The sequence below is a fragment of the Acinetobacter sp. YH12227 genome (assembly GCF_013417785.1).
Lineage (GTDB): Bacteria > Pseudomonadota > Gammaproteobacteria > Pseudomonadales > Moraxellaceae > Acinetobacter > Acinetobacter gandensis.
The window spans coordinates 1-19958 of record NZ_VPDH01000042.1; the positions used below are offsets into that span (position 1 = coordinate 1).

The window sequence follows — 19958 nt, forward strand, 5'->3', positions numbered from 1 at the left end:
TCGCAAGAGATGCGATGGATGTCTGGTGATTTGTAGTCATAAATTTTAGTCCCCACTTGTTTTTAAGTGGGGACTAAATTAAGGCTTATAGGATGAATTCATAAGGTGTGTTCAGCGGACGCTTACGACTTTAGGATCTACACCTGCAATAATTGAAAATGCGATGGCTTCAGGGATGAGTGCAAGACCGACGACTAATCCGGCAAGTACATCCCCACGGATGTTAGAGAACCACTGTTCTCGGACATTAGATAACATAAACATAGCCTGTTTTTTAATTTTTCAGATAGGCCAGTGATGTGATATATACAACACACAAGCGACTACACCACATCACTAGACAGAGATGAGTTATTTACAGATTTAAGAGGGTAAATAAACTTAAGGTGGCGTAAGCGTCATAAGATGGAGGAACTTTTTAGAGTAAAAAATCAGGACAAGGGTAACAGCTAGGTACTTTTTTATAAAGCCTGGATGTTATACCAAGCTTTGTTTAATCGGTATTTTATGAAGCTTTTAGCTCCCCAAGTAATTGACCTATTTCCAAACGTGTATAGCCACGTTCTTTAAAGATCAAAACAATAGCCTGTTTATAATCTTCAGAAGTGGCCGTTTTATATTTATTAATTAATTGCAGCTCAGCATTAAGCTGAAGGTCATTTTTGATGGTCAATACTTCTGCAGAGACTTTATTAAAAATCTTGAAATTAAACATACAGGCGCTCTTTATCAGTATTGTAGCGGCCCGACTACAACAAACACCTGTCTTAGCCTAGCTAGACACCCTTAGTAACAAGGATTACAAATTTTAAAAGGGTCTGCAAGTTTTTCTAAATGGGGAGTATAAATGATCTACTAATTTTTATAGGCTCATAAATAACTACCCCATAAAATTTAAGCTAAAAATTTAGTAATTTCTTCAGCTGTTGCTTTTGCTGTCCTTGAAACGCCCACTAAAGTTGCTGAACCAGGTCCAGTCCATTCACCATATCCCACTAACCACAGGTTAGGTTGTTTGACTGACCTTGTCCCTGTAACCAGTACCGTATTGTTTTCCTCTACGATCTCAAGTGGTTTTAAATGATCTAGAGCCGCTTTAAACCCAGTACACCAAATCACGGCATCGATCTGTTGAAAAGATCCATCCTCCCAAATCACGCCATCTTGCGTGAATGCTGTAAATGGTCGCTCACTATGCAGCACGCCACGTGCACGTGCATCTTTGACCGAATCAATCATGACAATATCGCCCAGGCCACCAATCGGCTGATCTACAGTACGACCTTCGAGTTGTGCCTTTAAACGCTCCGTAGCACGTAAAAACAAGATACGTCCATCAACATCATCAGCTAGAAATTGAGGAGGGATCGGGGTGATCCAAAGTGTATTGGCCACTTGAGAAACTTCAGCTAGAATTTGTGCGCCAGAATTTCCGCCACCCACAATCATGACGTTCTTATCTTTGAAGGTTTCTGCATTTTGGTAATGCGCGGAATGTAATTGTAGTCCTTTAAAATTCTCCTGACCTGAATAAGATGGGATATAAGGATGACTCCAAGTACCGGTTGCACTCACTACAGCTTTTGCTTTCCATGACTGTTCACCTGCATAGACGTTTAATATGTCTTCCTCAGCCTCAACACGATCAACGTGCACAGGACGGACAACCGGAAAATGATAACGTTGCTCATATTGCTGTATGTATTCAATCACTTCATGACGAGTCGGATAAGTTTGTTCTGTCCCTGGCATCATCCAGCCTGGTAAGGAACTCCAGCTATTCGGTGAAAACAGTCGCAAAGAATCCCAAGCATGTAGCCAGGCACCGCCTGCCTGCGGCTGTTCATCTAAAATGATAAAAGACAGACCATTGCGCTTTAAAAAGTAAGATGTAGCTAATGCTGCTTGCCCCCCACCAATGATGATCACGTCTGTTTCTGTTGTTATTGACATTTTTCTTTCCCATAACTTCATTATTATCAAAAGTATATATCTATCTTGATCATTGTGCCCAATAAAAACCCAATATCAGGATGAACTGATATTGGGCATGGGCAGCACTATCTCTCTATATTAGAGGGTAGATAAAATGAGAGTATTACTTCTACAAATTATCAAGGTACTTTTCAGCATCCAATGCAGCCATACAGCCTGAACCAGCCGAAGTAATGGCTTGACGGTATACGCTATCTGCAACATCACCAGCAGCGAAAACACCCGGTACGGAAGTGGCTGTAGCATTGCCTGCAGTACCGCTTTGTACCTGGATATAGCCATTTCGTAACTCAAGCTGGCCTTCAAACATACTGGTATTTGGTTTATGACCAATTGCAATGAATACACCTTGAACATCAACGTCCTGAATGGAATCATCCTGTGTCGATTTTAAACGTACACCTGTAACACCGGTATTGTCACCCAATACATCATCCACTTGATGATTCCAGATGATACTGATCTTACCTTCTTTTTCTTTTTCGAAGAGATGATCTTGCAGGATCTTTTCTGAACGCAGGAAGTCACGACGGTGCACCAATGTCACATGCTCCGCGATGTTGGACAAATACAGGGCTTCTTCAACCGCTGTATTACCACCACCGACTACCATAACTTTCTGGTTCTTATAAAAGAAACCGTCACAGGTTGCACAGGCACTTACGCCTTGACCCATGAATGCCTGTTCGGATTCCAGGCCGAGATATTGTGCGGTTGCACCTGTTGCCACAATCAGGGCATCACAGGTGTATTCTTCCATATCACCTTTAAGGACAAATGGACGCGTGTTCAAATCAACTTCATTGATATGGTCATAGACCAGTTCAGTACCAAAACGTTCGGCATGCGCCTGCATACGTCCCATTAATGCCGGACCGGTTAAGCCTTCAGGATCACCTGGCCAGTTATCGACTTCAGTCGTGGTGGTCAACTGGCCGCCGAGTTGCATACCTGCAATCAGCATAGGTTTTAAGTTGGCACGTGCCGCATATACCGCTGCACTATAACCGGCAGGACCAGAACCTAAAATGATGAGTTTTGAATGGCGTGTTGACATTTTTATATTCTCTAACAGATTAGATGTTACGTTGATTGACACGCTTAGACAGCTCTTCAGCCGATTCCTTACGCTCCGAGTAACGATCCGTGAGGTACGCGCTTTGTCCGCGGGTCAGCAAGGTGAACTTATACAGTTCCTCCATCACATCGACAATCCGATCATATAAGGACGAAGGTTTCATGCGTCCCTCTTCATCAAATTCCAAAAAGGCCTTGGGAATAGAAGACTGATTCGGAATCGTGATCATCCGCATCCAGCGCCCCAAGATTCGCATCTGGTTGACGCTATTGAAAGACTGTGAGCCACCACTGACCTGCATCAGTGCCAGGGTTTTGCCCTGAGTCGCACGAATGGCTCCCGCTGCTAGTGGAATCCAGTCAATTTGCGCTTTAAAGATCGAACTCATCGAACCATGCCGTTCAGGTGAACACCAGACCATGCCTTCAGACCAGGCCAGCAATTCATGCAGTTCCTTCACCTTCGGATGTTCCAGATCACCATCTTCGGGCAAAGGTAAACCTTTGGGATGAAAGATTTTAACCTCACAGCCAAAGCGTTCCAGAATATGGCCGGCTTCCATCACCGCCAGTCGACTGTAGGAGCGCTCGCGGTTTGAGCCATACAGCAATAACATCCGTGGGGGATGGGTCAGTTCTTTAGCCTGCACCTCGGCAAAGGTAGGCGTCGGCAAAAGATCAGGTTCAAGATTTGGAAGGGTCATCTCTGCCTCTTAAGAATTTGGATAATATTTTTTCTTCAGCCACAAGGATACGCTGACCAGTGCAATCAGTAGGCACTATTGCAAATAGGGATCTGAGTCGATGATGTTCCCTTTAAAAAGTGCTTAGAGACCGAAAACTCTATTCACCAGATACACTTCACCCTGAGGCTGACCATAATAAAATGATGAAGCTTGTCCTTTACGTAGTGCACGCATGACTTCAATACCTTTAATTGTGGCATAAGCCGTTTTCATAGATTTGAATCCTAAGGTGGCCCTGATAATCCGCTTTAGCTTGCCATGATCACATTCGATCACGTTATTTTTGTACTTAACCTGCCTGTGCTCAAGGTCTGGTGGACATTTTCCTTCCCGTTTTAACCGTGATAAAGCACCTCCATATGTGGATGCTTTATCCGTATTGATCACTTGTGGAATTTGCCACTTCTTCACATTATTTAAAATTTTTCCAAGAAAACAATATGCTGATTTGGTATTACGTCTAGAAGAAAGGTAAAAATCAATGGTAAAGCCACGTTGATCGACTGCACGATACAGATAAGACCATCTTCCATTCACTTTTACATAAGTTTCATCAATATGCCATGTGCCGAGATGTGTAGGATTACGCCAATACCAGCGTAAGCGTTTTTCTATTTCAGGAGCATAACGTTGAACCCAACGGTAAATAGTAGTGTGATTAACATTCACACCACGTTCGGAAAGCATTTCCTGAAGTTCACGATAGCTGATGCCATATTTACAATACCAGCGTACAGCCCAAAGAATGATTTCGCCCTGAAAATGCCGACCATGGAAGGGATTCATACACTGAACCTTTAGCTAAAAAACTATTTAGCTTATCATCAATGGCTATTTGCAACAGTGCCGTCACGAGTGACAGATGAGCTTGCCTGAATAGTCGCTTTTTCAGTAGCCAGATTTACATGTGCTGATTCCACACCCTCAACAGATTTTAAGGCTTTTTCTACTCGACCTACACAAGAAGCACATGACATACCCTCAATCGTAAGCTCTATTGGTTGCAGCGCTTCCACTTCGTAGCCAGCTTTTTCTACAACTTTAATTAAACTAGAACGATCAAGGGGACGATGCGAATAAATGACTGCTTTTTCGGTAGCCAGATTTACATGAGCCGATTCAACACCCTCAAGAGATTTTAAGGCTTTTTCCACACGGCCTACACAAGAAGCACATGTCATCCCCTCAATCTCTAATGTTTCACTGTAGTGTGGCGTATCAGTCATTTCGGTACTCATATACGATCTCTATCATTTAGATATGCTGAGTTCTATATGCGAAGATCAGCTCGAACCAAGATTATGGGGAATTCAGGGGCTACTTTTATTGCAAGCAAGTACAGATTTTATCTGTACGATGAGGAAAATAAGAGAGAGTAAAAGTGGTAAGGAATTCCCACTGTTACTCTAACAGAGATTAAGCAGGATCAGCTGTAAATCCACGCTCACTGAGAGTGGCAATGACTTTATCCTGACTCACTGTTGTGTTGATTTCAACGATACGGTTTTGTAAATCAATATCGAGTGAAGCATTCGAGTCGAGCTCTTTAATTGCGGTAGTAATGCCGCGTGCACAACCACCACAAGTCATATTAGCGATGTGAAATTTCATATGTTGCTCCTTTTTAACAAAACATTTGTTTAAAACATTAGAACAGTAACTCTAAACTTTCACCATACAACCAGCCTTTTTCTGAATCAGTTACTCGCTGTAACTTGGTCTGTTTACAACCTTACAGTTTTCTTCAGAGTATTCCAAAGAAGAGTGTTCTAATGACTACAGTAAAAGTACTTAACCAACATTAATGTGACTTTAAAATGACATTTTTGTCATCTACGATCACTCTGAAATTTATAAGATTAGTTATTTCAATCAATGGTAGTGAACTGAATAGATGAGACCGTTATGGGTTGAAGATAAGCTAAAAACCGGTGACTACCTTTATGTATAATGCCTCATGATGCGATTTTACTGTTCTGATTGTCGTAAGTTGACAGTCCAGTAGAAACTTTATTGCTCAGCTACAAAAGATAAATGCAGTAATGTTAAATTTCCTCAATTCCCTTATTTTGAAATTCTCTTATTCAATACCCACGACAGTGGTTATATAGCCTGTTGTTAATAGAATTGATAGACCTAATAACATCTCAAATAAAATGGCATGACTAAGGTGTTTAGCGAATTTAGGATGTTGAAGACGCGGGGTGAAATACCATTTGTTGAAGGCAGCTAAAAGTAGAATACTTATAACAAAAAACATTTTAACCATGAAACCATAGCCATATGCAGTATTGATTAAGGTATTAAAATCTTTAATTAAGAGAAGAGCTACACTAGCGCCACAGGCGATTAATATCCCAACAATGAAAGCAGCAATACGTCCAAATACATGCATGCGATCTTTTAAAGGTAAACCACTTATTTCCCGGCTGGTTTTCCATAACGGATATAAAGACCCCATCCATAACGACATAACTAGAATATGGATTGATAATAAAATTTGAGCAAGTAAGGTTAAATTAGCGACATGTCCGAGCTGGGAAAAACTAAAAATAATCGGGATAAGTAAAATACAAAATATTGAACTTTCAATTATAGAAAAATGACCTTTGTTCGTGTTAAGTTTAACCACCATGAGAAGAAGTAAAAGAGCAAAACTAATAGAACGAAGAACGTATATATACCCCGTCGGAGTATTAACCAATATATTAATATACGTGGGGTCCACCATACCTGTAATACCAGTATTGGCAAAACTACCAATCAGAATAAAAAATCCCAAGGTACTGGAAATTAGGCCTAATCCAGCGCCAATTGTAATATATTTAAGAATCGATTCTTTTAGTTCAAGATATTGTCTAAGTAAAAAATAGCAAAAGGCTCCACCAACGACAAAAGCTACACTTAAATATAAAATAACCTTAGTTAACCAAGTGGCCCACATCCAATATTCAGAAATCATTATTTTTGTCCATTCTAGAACAACATGCCAGCACCTCACTGACATGTTGAAAGGTAATCAATTCTTATTTAGTTGATTTGATAGTGAAACTATATTCACCATTCATGTTGTGACCATCTTTCCCCATTGTTGTCCAGACAACGGTATATTTACCTTTTTTCAGTTTCGGAAGAGCGACATCAAAGGATTTCTTTAAGTCATGAGTAACTTTATATTTTAAAGGAACATCTCTTCGCTGAGCATCCAGTAACTTAATATTCATCAACATAACCTCTGCACCAAAGTTAAGGGTCAAGTTCTTTGGTTGACTAAGGATAGATGCATTTTCCGCAGGAATCGCACTCACTAAACTCACATGAGCGAACGTAGTTGTAGTAGCCACAATCATCGTTGCAGCTACTACAACATTACGTAGAGCAGTCATTTTATTTTGAAATAATTTCATTTACGTTTCCTCTTGATTCGTTAGTTCATTAGAGATGACTTTATAAAATCTATATTTAATGAGACCACATCATCTCCTCTTATATTTCAATTATTAGTGAGAGACAGAAACAGAGCGATGACTTCAAAATTACATTTTTGTCATTTTTAAAATTTAAAATCTTTAACTATTAAAATAATCTTATTGAAAAATAATGATCATTTAACAAACAAATTATGTAGGTGGTTGATTTATGAAATGTAGTAATCATTTTGTCTAAGAAAATAGTAGCTATTTAATTTTTTATATTTTAGTTTAAATATAAACATGTTATGTTTAATTTGATCTAATATAAATTTGTGGGCTAAGCACATGACTCAAACACGTCCAAGAATGACCAAATTATTTGAACAGCTTGGTTTAGCTTCTACTGAAGAAGCAATTGCAAAATTCATAGAGAGCCATCAGCTAGCTGGAGATGTTTTTTTAACACAAGCAATTTTTTGGACTGATGCTCAACGTCATTTTTTAGAAGAAAAACTACACTCTGATGGTGAATGGACGACAGTGATTGATCAATTAAATGAGTCTTTACATGAAAATTCAGTAAAATAATTTTCCGTTAGTATTAAGGATCTACATTCTTCCCTGCATTGAATACAACTCATTCATACAGTAGTACTGTTTTGGAGATGGAATCTCTATTATATAAGTAGTAGATTCCTTACTCTGAAATTTGGATTATAAACCCTAATATTAAAAATAATCTTCTTTACCTTCTATCTAATAAATATACCAATAAGTTTAATAATTAAATTATCCACCCTTTTTTCTATAAAAAACTATTTTGATCAACTGTATTTTTTCTTTAAAGGAATAACAGTGTAAATTACATTAAGAATGTGTCTCTAACTAGCCTTGGAGTCATCTAATCATTTCATTTTTATTTTTTTAAGCACATAAAATCATAACAACTTTAATAGTTTTAAAAGATTAATATTAAATAAAATTTTTGTCATCTCAGCATAGACTATATATTTCGAGAAGATCTCAAAATTACATTTTTGTCATTTTTAAAAATAATTAATTAATAGTGCTAAAATTTTTAAGAGAGACAGAGAATAACCAAAAATTTCATCAGTTTAGTAGTCAAATTCCTAGACTCTGTTCAGTACTAAAACATAGCTTTTACTTCCAAATTATTTAAAGGAAAAAATTATGATGAAATTCAAAAACATTTTTTTGGGCTTATGTATCGCAGCCGCGTCATTGAATACATTTGCACAGCAATCCGATGAACACAAAGATCACCACCCTGAAAAAACAGCACCATCTGCAGTAACAATTAAGCAAACAGTTACCAGCACCACTGCTACAGATAAAATGGCTGCAATGGATCAACACATGAAGGCGATGCAAGCCATGCATGAGAAGATGATGGCTGCAAAAACCCCACAAGAACGTCAGAAACTTATGGCTGAGCACATGAAACTCATGCAAGGAGGTATGAGTATGATGAAACAGATGGGCAGCCAAAGCATGAATGCAAATATGGCTGACCGTCAGCAGATGATGGAAAAACGTATGGACATGATGCAATCCATGATGCAGATGATGATGGACTGTATGCCTCCGTCAGCAACTAAATAGTTACCCATGAATTAGGGGAAAGCACCATGAATCACCAACACCAAGAAAATAATTCAGTACCTAACTTTTGGTCTACACGTTATGCCATTGGTCTAATCGTGCTGGGTGGTATCGCAGCTTATTTTCTATTAACGGAACATTTAGCCCACGTTATCGGTGCTTTGCCTTATTTATTCCTTTTAGCGTGTCCACTGATGCATATTTTTATGCATGGTGGTCATGGGCATAACCACTCGCAGCAAAAAAAATCCGATATATCTGATAACAAAAAATAGCTCTTATCAGGAGATCCATCATGAATCATGCGGAATCGGCTTATGGTTTATGGACGCTGGTTATCATTAACTCAGCAGTTTTTATCATGTTCGCTTTCAGTTTTTTTAGACCTTCCACTGCGCGCGATTGGCGTACATTTGGGGCCTTTTCGGCTTTTATCATTGCTCTATTTGTCGAAATGTATGGTTTTCCTTTAACCATTTACCTGTTATCTGGTTGGCTTCAAACTCGCTTCCCTCAACTTGACTTACTTTCTCATAATGCAGGTCACTTGTGGTCAACGCTATTAGGTGAAAAAGGTGATCCACATTTTGGCATTTTGCATATCGCCAGTTACGTTTTCTTGGGCTATGGATTTTACCTGTTATCAACGTCATGGCACGTGCTGTACAACGCGCAACGTCAGCATTCTTTAGCGATCACAGGCCCTTATGCACGTATACGTCACCCACAATACGTGGCTTTTGTGATGATCTTGCTGGGTTTTTTATTGCAATGGCCAACTTTACTGACACTGATTATGTTTCCAATCCTACTCTTAATGTACAGCCGCTTGGCAATTAAGGAAGAGGCTGAAATGAGTAAACAGTTTGGCGCTGTCTATGACAGCTATGCTCAACAGACTCCGAGATTTATTCCAAAATTCGGCCATAAAACCACTTTTCCATAAGAGAATTATTTATGTCAGATCAAAAAAATCATAACCAGGACCATATGGCACAGGCTACAACAGACGTACTGAAAGACCCAGTCTGTGGTATGACCGTCACTGAAGAATCGAAATACCATGAGGAATTTAAGGGGAAAACTTACTTTTTTTGCAGTGATAAATGTCAATCAAAGTTTCATAGCAGCCCGGTGCAATATATCGCTAAACCCGCAACGACGACTGCCGATGCACATACACAGCATCATCAGACTGTTCAACACGTTAATGCGGCAAGCACAACAGGTACGACCATCTATACATGCCCAATGCATCCAGAAATCAGGCAAGATCATCCTGGAAACTGTCCTAAATGCGGAATGACACTGGAGCCACTCATTCCTGAATTAGAGGAAGATGAGAATCCGGAGTTACGTGATTTCCGCCGACGCTTCTGGTGGACACTGCCATTGACCATCATCGTGACTTTTTTGGCGATGTTTGGTCATCAAATGAACCTGTTCAATATGGCTGTTCAGAGCTGGATTGAACTGGTGTTGTCACTCCCAATTGTACTTTGGGCAGGTTGGCCATTTTTTTCCCGGGGTTGGCAATCGGTTGTGAATCGCAGCCCGAACATGTGGACGCTGATTGGTTTGGGCACTGGAGCTGCATTTATTTATAGTGTGGTCGCAACCATTGCACCGCAAATCTTCCCAGACTCATTTATTTCCATGGGTCGTGTCGCTGTTTACTTTGAAGCTTCAGCGGTCATCATTTCATTGACCCTACTGGGACAAATATTGGAGTTAAAAGCACGTTCGCAAACTTCTGCTGCAATTAAGTCACTCCTTGGGCTCGCTCCTAAAACAGCTCGCCGAATCCTGCCTGATGGAACTGAAGAAGATGTTCCTCTAACGCATGTCCATGTAGGAGATTTACTCAGAATTCGCCCAGGTGAAAAAGTGCCTGTGGATGGTGTAATCACTGAAGGAAGTAGTTCAGTGGATGAATCGATGCTGACAGGTGAACCTTTACCTATCACTAAACGTATCGGCGATAAAGTCATTGGAGCTACCCTGAATACCAATGGTTCATTGATCATGCGTTCAGAGAAAATTGGTTCAAGTACCATGTTATCCCAGATCGTACAGATGGTGGCGCAAGCTCAACGATCGAGAGCACCAATGCAACGTATGGCTGATCAGGTAGCAGGTTGGTTCGTCATGGCTGTAGTGACCATTGCCTTGCTTACCTTCTTTGGATGGGGACTATTCGGCCCAGAAGAATCAAGCTGGGTTTATGCATTAATCAATGCTGTGGCAGTACTCATTATTGCCTGTCCTTGTGCACTAGGCTTGGCAACTCCAATGTCTATCATGGTTGCGACGGGTCAAGGTGCTACTCATGGTGTGCTGTTCCGTGATGCAGCAGCCATTGAGAATCTACGCAAGATTGACACACTAATCATCGATAAAACAGGTACGTTAACTGAAGGACGCCCTGTATTCGATCGTGTAGTTGCCGCATCAGATTTTGACGAATCTGAAGTATTACGTTTAGCCGCCAGTCTTGATCAAGGCAGTGAACACCCGCTAGCCGAAGCGATTGTAAACGCAGCACACGAACGTGGCCTGTCTCTTGAAACACCAGATAATTTTGAATCGGGCTCAGGGATTGGTGTTCGAGGTCAAGTGGGCGATCGTCAGTTAGCTTTGGGCAACACAGCACTGATGGAGCAATTGGGTATCTCGGTACAATCTCTGATTCCGCAAGCCGAAGAGCTGCGTTCGGAAGGTGCAAGTGTGATGCATCTAGCCATCAATGGTGAATTGGCCGGTCTGCTTGCAGTATCCGATCCCATCAAAAAAAATACCCCAGAAGCACTTGCCACCCTGAAGGAAGCGGGTCTACGTATCGTGATGGCAACAGGAGATGGTCTCACCACTGCCCGTTCAGTCGCAGCACGTCTAGGCATTGATGAGGTACATGGCGAAGTCAAACCCGCAGATAAACTAGAACTGGTCAGCAAATTGCAGAAGGAAGGTCGCATCGTGGCTATGGCTGGTGATGGCATCAATGATGCACCAGCCTTGGCTAAAGCTGATGTCGGTATCGCTATGGGAACCGGGACTGATGTTGCAATGAATAGTGCCCAAGTTACGCTGGTCAAGGGAGATTTACGAGGGATTGCTGTTGCCCGTTCACTTTCGGAAGCTACTGTTGGCAACATGAAACAGAACCTCATGTTTGCTTTCCTTTACAATGCTTTGGGTATCCCTATCGCGGCTGGCGTACTCTATCCATTTACCGGTTGGTTGTTGTCACCGATGATTGCCGCCTTGGCTATGAGTTTGAGTTCAGCTTCAGTCATCACGAATGCCCTTCGCCTGCGAAATAAAAAGTTATGATAGAGAGTTCTTTTCTTCCACCAGATGTACCAGGTCTTATTGCAGCACTTGCCATCGGCCTGCTCATTGGTTTAGAACGAGGATGGCACGATCGTGAATTGCCCGAGGGCAGCCGAGTAGCAGGCCTACGTACCTTCACATTGACAGGATTGCTCGGAGGAGTGCTCGGTCATTTACAACCAAACTTCGGGCCTTGGCCGCTGGTCGCGGCCGTATTAGGGCTTTCCTTATTATTAACAGTGTCCTACGCGCGTACCGCAAAACTTTCCGGTAATCTAAGCGCTACCACGACGATCGCGATGCTGTTGACATTAGTTTTAGGTGCATATGCATCCCATGGTAATGTTACTTTAGCATTAACCGCGGCTGTAATCGTCGCTGTATTTTTGGATCTCAAGCCAACCTTACACGGTTGGCTACGCTTGATAGAGCATCGTGAATTAACCGCATCCCTGCAGTTGCTGGTACTTTCTGTCGTTATATTACCCTACTTACCCAATACGGGTCTGGGACCTTTTGCTGCATTAAATCCTTACCAGTTATGGTGGGCAGTGATCCTGATTGCCGGACTCTCTCTGGCAGGTCATTTTGCCATGCGGCTTACCGGTTCAGAAAGAGGCATATTCTGGACAGGTCTATTGGGTGGTTTGGCATCTTCTACAGCTGCAACTGTCGCACTGGCACGCTATACACGCCAGCACCCCGTCATGGTCAGTGCTGCTATTTCTGGAACATTGGCTGCCTGTGGCATCATGTTTTTTCGTATGGTGGTGCTGATAGGCGTCATTGAGCCAGCATTGCTAAGCACTTTTGGTGGTGCAATGATGATTGCGGGAATCCTTCTGCTGGGTATGGCATTGTGGAGACAACGCCAAATTACCAGCGCTGAAAACAACGATCGAACAATAGAAGCAATGGCTCCTTTTGATCTTGGGACAGCATTCAGCTTCGCTGCTTTCCTGGCTGTCATGGCAGTCTTGTGGTCCCGGCAGCAAAACAATGGTTGGGCACCAGCGGCATCTTCGTATTATCGACTATTTCTGGGCTAGCAGACGTAGATGCTATTTTAGTCTCACTTGCCCGCCTGCATAGTACTGAAGGCTTAACAACAAATGTGGCTGCTGTCGCGCTAGGGCTGGCCACACTGAGCAACATGTTAAGCAAAGCGACAATTGCATGGATGACAGGGGGGCACAGTTTGGCCGAGCTATCATATTTGGCTACACAATTGCCATGATAGGTGCTGGCGTAGCTCTGGCTCTCAGTTTGAGCTTTATGTAAGGTCAACTCGGGTAAATGGAAGATGTTCAAAAAATGAGTTAAAATGATTCCCCTTGCATGGATTCACTTTGAAAAACAATGGTAAAAATGATTCGACCATTGAGGGATTCAGCCTGGATGGTCGCCCCAAGCATATCAAGAATAGATTTTGTTATGGCAAGCCCTAAGCCGGTTCCTTCTTCTGTTCTTTGTCTAGACGCATCTGTTCGATAAAAACGATCAAATAATCTGGATAGTTGTTCAGGAGAGAGTTCAGGGCCTTCATTTTCAATTGAAAATATTGTGTTATCTAAATTCTGTTGAAGTTTTATGCGTATTGTAGAATTCTTATTTCCATATTTAACTGCATTAGATAATAGATTGCTGAGTGCTCGACGTAACATAGCAGGATCACCTTTGACATTTCCAGATCCTGTTTGTTGAAGCGTCATATTTTTTTCGGCAGCTAGCGCATCATAGAAATCAAATAAGGCTGTAACTTCTTTAACCAGGTCAATATTCTGTAAGTTCTGTAATTTTAGGCCATGTTCTGCTTTTGCCAAGAAAAGCATATCGGATACCATTCGAGCCAAACGTTCTAATTCTTCTAAATTAGAAAATAGTACTTCTTGATAGGTACTGGTATCTCGTTTACGGGCAAGACATACTTGAGTTTGAGTCATTAAGTTATTAATCGGTGTTCTAATTTCATGCGCTAAATCAGATGAAAAATCGGAAAGCCTTTCTAAAGCTGATTCTAGTCTGTCGAGCATATCATTGAAGGCAATTGCTAATGATTTTAGTTCTGTTGGTGTGTGCTCAACTTCTAAACGTTCTGAAAGATGTTGGGCAGAAATGCCTTCTGCGACCTTAGCCATTTTTTGCACGGGTCTTAAACCTCTCCAGGTTGCAAACCAGCCTAAAAACATTAAACAAATCGTACCGGCTAAACCAATGTAAAAAAGTTGACGCTTAAAATCATTTAAAAAATGTAGATGTTCAGATGTATCGATCCCCACAATAATGCGTACAGATTGTATTTCAGTATTTTTGTTTATATCCGTGTTGTAGATCATGCCACGATAGGTCTTATTCTTAATTTTCCATTTAATCCAAGGGTTATTTGCTGACTTGATTAACTGTTGAGTATTAATGATTGAAGGTGTTGAACTAAATAAAATCTGACCTGCCGGTCGTTCTATTTGGACCATAAGATCATGGTGTCCAACTAAAGCATCTTTCAAATATAGATCAAGTTCTGGAGAATTTTTAGGATGCTGTTGGAGAAGATTCTGAATAAGCTGGATTTTACCTTCTAATTGGGTACGGTCTTGAGTTTCAAAATGAAGCATTACTAATTTATTTATGAATAAACCCATAATAATTAGAATGAAAATAGTAGATAAGGAAAAAATAATACCGATCCGAAAACTGATCGATTTGAATAAGTTATTATTCATCCTCTACCTCTAGTACATACCCCATTCCTCGAATATTCTGAATTAATTTGGGGGTAAAGTTACTATCAACTTTACTTCTTAATCTTTTAATAGCGACTTCAACGACATTCGTATCACTATCAAAATTCATATCCCAAATTTGAGAAGCAATAAGCGCTCTTGGTAAAATTTCACCTCGTCTACGCATGAAAAGTTCCATAAGCGCGAATTCTTTTGCCGTTAAATCAATGCGTTGACCTGCTCGTGTTACCCGACGTTTTCTCAAATCAAGTTCTAAATCAGCAATCTTAATAATATTATTATCTTCTCTTTGTTGCCCTCGTCTAAGGAGAGTTTTGATTCGAGCAAGAAGCTCTGCAAAAGCAAAAGGCTTTACTAAATAATCATCAGCGCCTAACTCTAAACCTTTTACTCGATCTTCGATTTGATCTCGGGCGGTAAGAAAAAGAATGGGCATTGTTTTACCGCTGCTACGAATATCATTGATAATATTCCAACCATTTAGTCCAGGTAACATCACGTCTAAAATAATTAAGTCATACTCTTCAGAAAGAGCTTGATGTTTACCCGTTAACCCATCTGTAACCCAGTCCGTAATATAGCCAGCTTCGGATAAACCTTGCTTGAGATAATCACCAGTTTTTTGTTCATCTTCAACTAATAGTATTCTCATCTCAGAATCCTAAGTTATTCATTAAAACTATAATAACGTTATAAAACATCTGATCGAGATAGATTACAAAAATGTCATTTTCAAGTCACTTAGATGTTCGGTGAAGCGTTTTATTGTAATACGAAGAAACTTAATTTTAGAGAAACTTATGAAAACTGTAGTGCGTCGTAGTCTAACAATTTTAATGTGTGCTGGAACTTTAATTGCTGGTACTCAATCTTGGGCAAAAGATGTATCAACCTCAAGTGCCACTAAAACGGTAAAAGCACAGGAACCTTGTACAAAACCTTGTAAAATGGAAAAAGATGACAAGACTCAGCAAGATCATAGTCAACATCAGTCTCCTAACTCATCTGACATGTCAAAAATGGATCATTCTATGATGAATATGGACCATTCTAAAATGGATCATTCTATGATGAATATGGACCATTCTAAAATGGATCATTCAAAGATGAATATGCCTAGTAGCAATAAATAATTTTATAAATAGCGAGAAAGAAGTATTAAAGTTTATACTAAATATTTGCTTTATTACTTCAATCTTGACCTTTCTAAAGGTGAGATAGAATGTCAAAAAAGTTAAGTCATGTACTCTTAATTGGAGTTGGTTTATTTTCATCAACTTGGGTAATGGCGGCAGTTAAAGAATATGATTTAACAATCGCTGAACAAACTGTAAATATCACAGGAAAACCAGTTGAGAGAATTACTGTAAATGGTAAATTCGTTGCACCACTTCTTGAATTTGAAGAAGGTGATGAGGCCGTTATCCGTGTTCACAATAAGTTAAAAAATCAGGACTCTTCAATCCATTGGCATGGCTTATTATTACCTGGAATTATGGATGGTGTACCTGGATTTAACAAATTTAATGGCATTGCCCCTAATAAAACTTATGAATATAAGTTTAAAGTCCGCCAAAATGGTACTTATTGGTATCATTCACATAGTAAAGGACAAGAACAAGACGGTTTATATGGTGCTTTTGTTATTTATCCTAAAGATAAAACTCCACTAACAGCTGCTGAAAAAACCGATAAAGATTACGTTGTTTTGCTTTCTGATTTTCATAATTCGACAAGTGATCAAATTATGAAAAATATTAAAAAAGAAGCAGACTACTATCAGAACCGCCGCGAAACAGTATTCGATGTATTAAAACAAGTTAAACGTGATGGGCTAAAAGCGACTTGGCAAGACCGTTCTATGTGGAATCAGATGCGAATGCTGAAAACAGATATGTCCGATGTGACTGGTTATACATTTTTAATGAATGGCAAGACACCTCAGCAAAATTGGACGGGTAACTTCAAAGCTGGTGAAAAAGTTCGCCTTCGTTTTATTAATGCTTCCGCTATGTCATTCTTTGATGTACGCATTCCAAACCTAAAAATGACTGTAGTCAGTGCTGATGGTCAACCTGTAAAGCCCGTTCCTGTAGATGAGTTCCGTATTGGTACTGCTGAAACTTATGACGTAATTGTGGAACCAAAACAAGCACATTACCAAATTGAAGCTGAATCTATTGATCGTACCGGTTTTTCAGTGGGAACATTACATGAAGAAAGCAGCCCAGCAGTCAAACAAATTGAGATGCCTAAGCCTCGTCCTCGTTCTTTATTGACTATGGAAGATATGGGAATGAATCATGATATGTCTTCTATGAAAGGCATGAATCACGATATGTCTTCTATGAAAGGTATGGATCATGATATGTCTTCAATGAAAGATATGAATCATGATATGTCTTCTATGAAAGGCATGAATCACGATATGTCTTCTATGAAAGGTATGGATCATGATATGTCTTCTATGAAAGGTATGAATCATGATATGCCGATGAATAGCGCTACTGTTAAGGCGGCTTCAGACAAGAATGATAATACCGTATTTGGATGGGCAAATGCTTCAACACCTGAAGGTAATAAAGCATTGCAATATAGTGATTTGCAATCGTTAGATCCTCAAAAAGACACTCGTGCAGCTGAACGTGAAATAGAGATCCGTCTTGGTGGAAACATGGAGCGTTATATTTGGACAATAAATGGTAAAAAATTTAATGAAGCCGACCCACTAGTGGTGAAGTATGGTGAACGTATTCGCTTAAAATTTGTCAATGACAGTATGATGGCTCACCCAATGCACTTACATGGCATGTTTATGCAGCTTGAGAATGGTCAGGATCCAAGCAATATGCCAAACAAACATACGGTAATTGTTCCACCTGGGAAAACGATAACCACTCTACTCACAGCTGATGAGTTAGGTGAGTGGGCTATTCATTGTCACCTGCTTTACCATATGAGTGCAGGAATGATGAATAAACTAATTGTCGCCCAAGTAGACAAAGATAGTGTTTCAAAAAATATTGTTGCTCAGCCCCCAATAAGTGAGAAGGGAGTAAATCCACATGCAAATCACTAAGAATTTCTTCTCAAAAACAGTCTTATCAATTGCATTAGTAAGTATATCAAACTTAACTTTTGCTAATAGCAGCACTTCGGAACAAGAAAGTAATATTACAAATGGTATGAGAGTCTTATTACAGGAGTCTGGTGGCTTAAGATATAGCCCCCAAGAATTGTATCCAGAATATTATTCAATGGAAAATGCAAATGGGGGAGATAATATTATTCTGACCGCAAGAAAGAGATCAGCCCCATCTCATGATGATCATCTTAAAGAACATGGCGGACAAATTTATCAAACGACAAAATTTGAAAATGAATGGATGGTTGATGAAGACGGTAAGGGCAACCTAGGAACAAAGTTTGAAACTTTGATTGGGACAGATGAAAATCGTCTATTTATTGAAGCCAATTCGGAAAAGTCAGAAAGTAATGATCCAAAATATGCTGTATCAGCACTTTATAGCCGTAACGTAGCCCCATTTTGGGATGTACAAGCTGGGGTAAGATATAGTGAAGATAAAAATAACAGCAGCAGCGATCGAGTGGATGGGGTTATTGGTATATTAGGTCTAGCTCCTTATTTCTTTGAAACACAAGCATATCTTTATGGCGGTGAGAATAATTTTTGGGGAGCAAGTTTTGAATTAGAACGTGATTTGCTTTTAACTCAGAAACTTATTACTCAACCTTATATCGAAGCAGATGTAATATTTAGCGATGATTCTAACTATGCTGCAAAATCAGGTTTATCAGAACTAAAAACGGGGATCAAAACCCGATATGAAATTACTAAGCGAATTAAACCTTTTATTGACGTTGCTTACCAATATGAAAAAGGACAGAAAGCCACTTCTATGCAAGAGGCTACGGATTCTGAAAAAGGCTGGAAATATGGTGCAGGCATCGAATTAGTTTTTTAAAATAGTATGATTTGGATTCATGAATGGTAGCTTCGGCTACTATTCATGAATTATTACTATTTATTTTCGAATCTGTAAAACTAAAAAAGCTTAATTTTTGGTCTATTTTTATGCAGTGGTTAAAAACATGCTTATCGCTGTTTTTATCGTTTGCTATTCTTTTAGTAGGATCGGCTGCTACTACTTCGTCTGTACATCATCGGTGTTTAATGCCATCTGAATAGATGCATGTGGCATAGCCGTCTTCATCGATTTGAATCCTAAAGTGGCCCTAATGATCCGCTTTAGCTTGCCATGATTACATTCGATCACGTTATTTTTATACTTAACCTGCCTGTGCTCAAGATCTGGTGGACATTTTCTTTCCCATTTTAACCGTGACAAAGCACCTCCATATGTGTGCTTTATCTGTATCTATCACTTGTGGGGCCTTCCTTTGCCAGAAGATGCGGATACTGAGCATCCAAAAGTAAAAGAACTGCATGAGCTTCTTGCATGGTCTGAAGGTATGGTCTGGTGTTCACCTGAACGTCATGGTTCTATGAGTTCCATTTTTAAATCACAAATAGACTGGATTCCACTTGCAGGAGGAGCAATCCGTGCTACCCAAGGTAAAACCCTTGCCTTGATGCAAGTCAGTGGTGGATCACAGTCATTTAACAGCCTGAACCAGATGCGTATTTTGGGGCGGTGGATGCGGATGATCACCATTCCAAATCAGTCTTCAATTCCGAAAGCTTTCTTGGAATTCGAAGAAGATGGACGAATGAAGCCTTCAGCTTTCTATGACCGGATTGTGGATGTCATGGAAGAGTTATTTAAGTTCACTCTACTGACTCGTGGTCAAAGCAAATACCTGACTGATCGTTATTCTGAACGCAAGGAATCGGCTGAAGAGTTGTCCAAGCGTGTAAATCAGCGCAGTTTATAAATGCTGGATGGTATTAAATACTGCGCCTCATTGCCAGGTCAGTAACACTTTTATGCTGTACCGATGAAGTGCTGTTAAAGGTACAATGAATATTGTAAAAACCCAGTCTTCAT

The 19958-nt window shown here is 40.0% G+C and carries 19 protein-coding genes and 5 pseudogenes; 11 read left to right on the forward strand and 13 right to left on the reverse strand.

Annotation, left to right across the window (positions count from 1 at the left end; genetic code table 11):
* Window positions 1–126 precede the first annotated feature (126 nt).
* From FTV09_RS10520 to FTV09_RS10565, 10 genes and pseudogenes are all read right to left on the reverse strand, one after another.
* Window positions 127–258 (reverse strand): annotated as a pseudogene (locus FTV09_RS10520) (SulP family inorganic anion transporter); the annotation flags it as partial.
* Window positions 259–505: 247 nt separating this feature from the next.
* Window positions 506–715, reverse strand: coding sequence for a hypothetical protein (locus FTV09_RS10525; protein WP_010116191.1), 210 nt, complete (start codon window positions 713–715; stop codon window positions 506–508).
* A 179-nt stretch (window positions 716–894) separates the two neighbouring features.
* Window positions 895–1953: an ArsO family NAD(P)H-dependent flavin-containing monooxygenase gene (locus tag FTV09_RS10530; RefSeq protein WP_180058283.1), complete on the reverse strand. Its 1059-nt coding sequence runs from the start codon at window positions 1951–1953 to the stop codon at window positions 895–897.
* A 151-nt stretch (window positions 1954–2104) separates the two neighbouring features.
* Window positions 2105–3052, reverse strand: coding sequence for a thioredoxin-disulfide reductase (gene trxB / locus FTV09_RS10535; protein ID WP_180058284.1), 948 nt, complete (start codon window positions 3050–3052; stop codon window positions 2105–2107).
* Between the two features lie 19 nt (window positions 3053–3071).
* Window positions 3072–3776 carry an arsenical resistance protein ArsH gene (arsH, locus tag FTV09_RS10540; protein ID WP_180058285.1) on the reverse strand — a complete coding sequence of 235 codons (705 nt, stop codon included), beginning with the start codon at window positions 3774–3776 and terminating at the stop codon, window positions 3072–3074.
* 123 nt (window positions 3777–3899) lie between these two features.
* Window positions 3900–4604, reverse strand: a complete 705-nt coding sequence (locus FTV09_RS10545) for an IS6 family transposase (RefSeq protein WP_010116189.1) — start codon at window positions 4602–4604, stop codon at window positions 3900–3902.
* Window positions 4605–4657: 53 nt separating this feature from the next.
* Window positions 4658–5056, reverse strand: a pseudogene (locus FTV09_RS10550) (copper ion binding protein); the annotation flags it as partial.
* A gap of 178 nt (window positions 5057–5234) precedes the next feature.
* The gene (locus FTV09_RS10555) at window positions 5235–5429 is read right to left on the reverse strand and encodes a heavy-metal-associated domain-containing protein (RefSeq protein WP_004733233.1); all 195 of its coding nucleotides are present in this window, start codon (window positions 5427–5429) and stop codon (window positions 5235–5237) included.
* 469 nt (window positions 5430–5898) lie between these two features.
* Window positions 5899–6780 carry a copper resistance D family protein gene (locus tag FTV09_RS10560; protein WP_180058286.1) on the reverse strand — a complete coding sequence of 294 codons (882 nt, stop codon included), beginning with the start codon at window positions 6778–6780 and terminating at the stop codon, window positions 5899–5901.
* 64 nt (window positions 6781–6844) lie between these two features.
* The gene (locus FTV09_RS10565; RefSeq protein WP_004681441.1) at window positions 6845–7225 is read right to left on the reverse strand and encodes a copper resistance protein CopC; all 381 of its coding nucleotides are present in this window, start codon (window positions 7223–7225) and stop codon (window positions 6845–6847) included.
* Between the two features lie 351 nt (window positions 7226–7576).
* Here FTV09_RS10565 and FTV09_RS10570 point away from each other — a divergent pair, with 351 nt between their 5' ends.
* From FTV09_RS10570 to FTV09_RS10595, 6 genes and pseudogenes are all read left to right on the forward strand, one after another.
* Window positions 7577–7819 (forward strand): DUF2789 family protein, encoded by a 243-nt coding sequence (locus FTV09_RS10570; RefSeq protein WP_004281876.1) that lies wholly within the window; start codon window positions 7577–7579, stop codon window positions 7817–7819.
* Between the two features lie 603 nt (window positions 7820–8422).
* Window positions 8423–8854, forward strand: coding sequence for a hypothetical protein (locus tag FTV09_RS10575; protein ID WP_004695737.1), 432 nt, complete (start codon window positions 8423–8425; stop codon window positions 8852–8854).
* 26 nt (window positions 8855–8880) lie between these two features.
* The gene (locus FTV09_RS10580; protein WP_004695740.1) at window positions 8881–9129 is read left to right on the forward strand and encodes a DUF2933 domain-containing protein; all 249 of its coding nucleotides are present in this window, start codon (window positions 8881–8883) and stop codon (window positions 9127–9129) included.
* A gap of 20 nt (window positions 9130–9149) precedes the next feature.
* Window positions 9150–9800, forward strand: coding sequence for an isoprenylcysteine carboxylmethyltransferase family protein (locus FTV09_RS10585; protein WP_004663997.1), 651 nt, complete (start codon window positions 9150–9152; stop codon window positions 9798–9800).
* An 11-nt stretch (window positions 9801–9811) separates the two neighbouring features.
* Window positions 9812–12187, forward strand: coding sequence for a heavy metal translocating P-type ATPase (locus FTV09_RS10590; RefSeq protein ID WP_004663996.1), 2376 nt, complete (start codon window positions 9812–9814; stop codon window positions 12185–12187).
* A pseudogene (locus tag FTV09_RS10595) lies at window positions 12184–13468 on the forward strand (MgtC/SapB family protein). Before FTV09_RS10590 ends, FTV09_RS10595 begins: the two are co-directional and overlap by 4 nt.
* A gap of 38 nt (window positions 13469–13506) precedes the next feature.
* On the opposite strand, the gene FTV09_RS10600 reads toward FTV09_RS10595, so the two are convergent.
* Together FTV09_RS10600 and FTV09_RS10605 are read right to left on the reverse strand one after the other, a co-directional pair.
* The gene (locus FTV09_RS10600; RefSeq protein ID WP_180058287.1) at window positions 13507–14907 is read right to left on the reverse strand and encodes a heavy metal sensor histidine kinase; all 1401 of its coding nucleotides are present in this window, start codon (window positions 14905–14907) and stop codon (window positions 13507–13509) included.
* Window positions 14900–15580, reverse strand: coding sequence for a heavy metal response regulator transcription factor (locus FTV09_RS10605; protein ID WP_004663993.1), 681 nt, complete (start codon window positions 15578–15580; stop codon window positions 14900–14902). Before FTV09_RS10605 ends, FTV09_RS10600 begins: the two co-directional genes overlap by 8 nt.
* Before the next feature lie 148 nt (window positions 15581–15728).
* On the opposite strand from FTV09_RS10605, the gene FTV09_RS10610 reads away from it, so the two are divergent.
* The 4 genes and pseudogenes from FTV09_RS10610 to FTV09_RS10625 all read left to right on the forward strand — a co-directional run.
* Window positions 15729–16061: a hypothetical protein gene (locus tag FTV09_RS10610; RefSeq protein ID WP_126624536.1), complete on the forward strand. Its 333-nt coding sequence runs from the start codon at window positions 15729–15731 to the stop codon at window positions 16059–16061.
* Between the two features lie 89 nt (window positions 16062–16150).
* The gene (locus tag FTV09_RS10615; RefSeq protein WP_180058288.1) at window positions 16151–18007 is read left to right on the forward strand and encodes a copper resistance system multicopper oxidase; all 1857 of its coding nucleotides are present in this window, start codon (window positions 16151–16153) and stop codon (window positions 18005–18007) included.
* Window positions 17994–18914, forward strand: a complete 921-nt coding sequence (locus FTV09_RS10620) for a copper resistance protein B (protein WP_062032146.1) — start codon at window positions 17994–17996, stop codon at window positions 18912–18914. The genes FTV09_RS10615 and FTV09_RS10620 overlap by 14 nt, the downstream gene beginning before the upstream one ends.
* 23 nt (window positions 18915–18937) lie before the next feature.
* Window positions 18938–19135, forward strand: a pseudogene (locus FTV09_RS10625) (hypothetical protein); the annotation flags it as partial.
* A 16-nt stretch (window positions 19136–19151) separates the two neighbouring features.
* On the opposite strand, the pseudogene FTV09_RS10630 reads toward FTV09_RS10625, so the two are convergent.
* A pseudogene (locus tag FTV09_RS10630) lies at window positions 19152–19341 on the reverse strand (DDE-type integrase/transposase/recombinase); the annotation flags it as partial.
* A gap of 9 nt (window positions 19342–19350) precedes the next feature.
* Here FTV09_RS10630 and arsH (FTV09_RS10635) point away from each other — a divergent pair.
* Window positions 19351–19845 carry an arsenical resistance protein ArsH gene (gene arsH / locus FTV09_RS10635; RefSeq protein ID WP_010117055.1) on the forward strand — a complete coding sequence of 165 codons (495 nt, stop codon included), beginning with the start codon at window positions 19351–19353 and terminating at the stop codon, window positions 19843–19845.
* Window positions 19846–19958 lie beyond the last annotated feature (113 nt).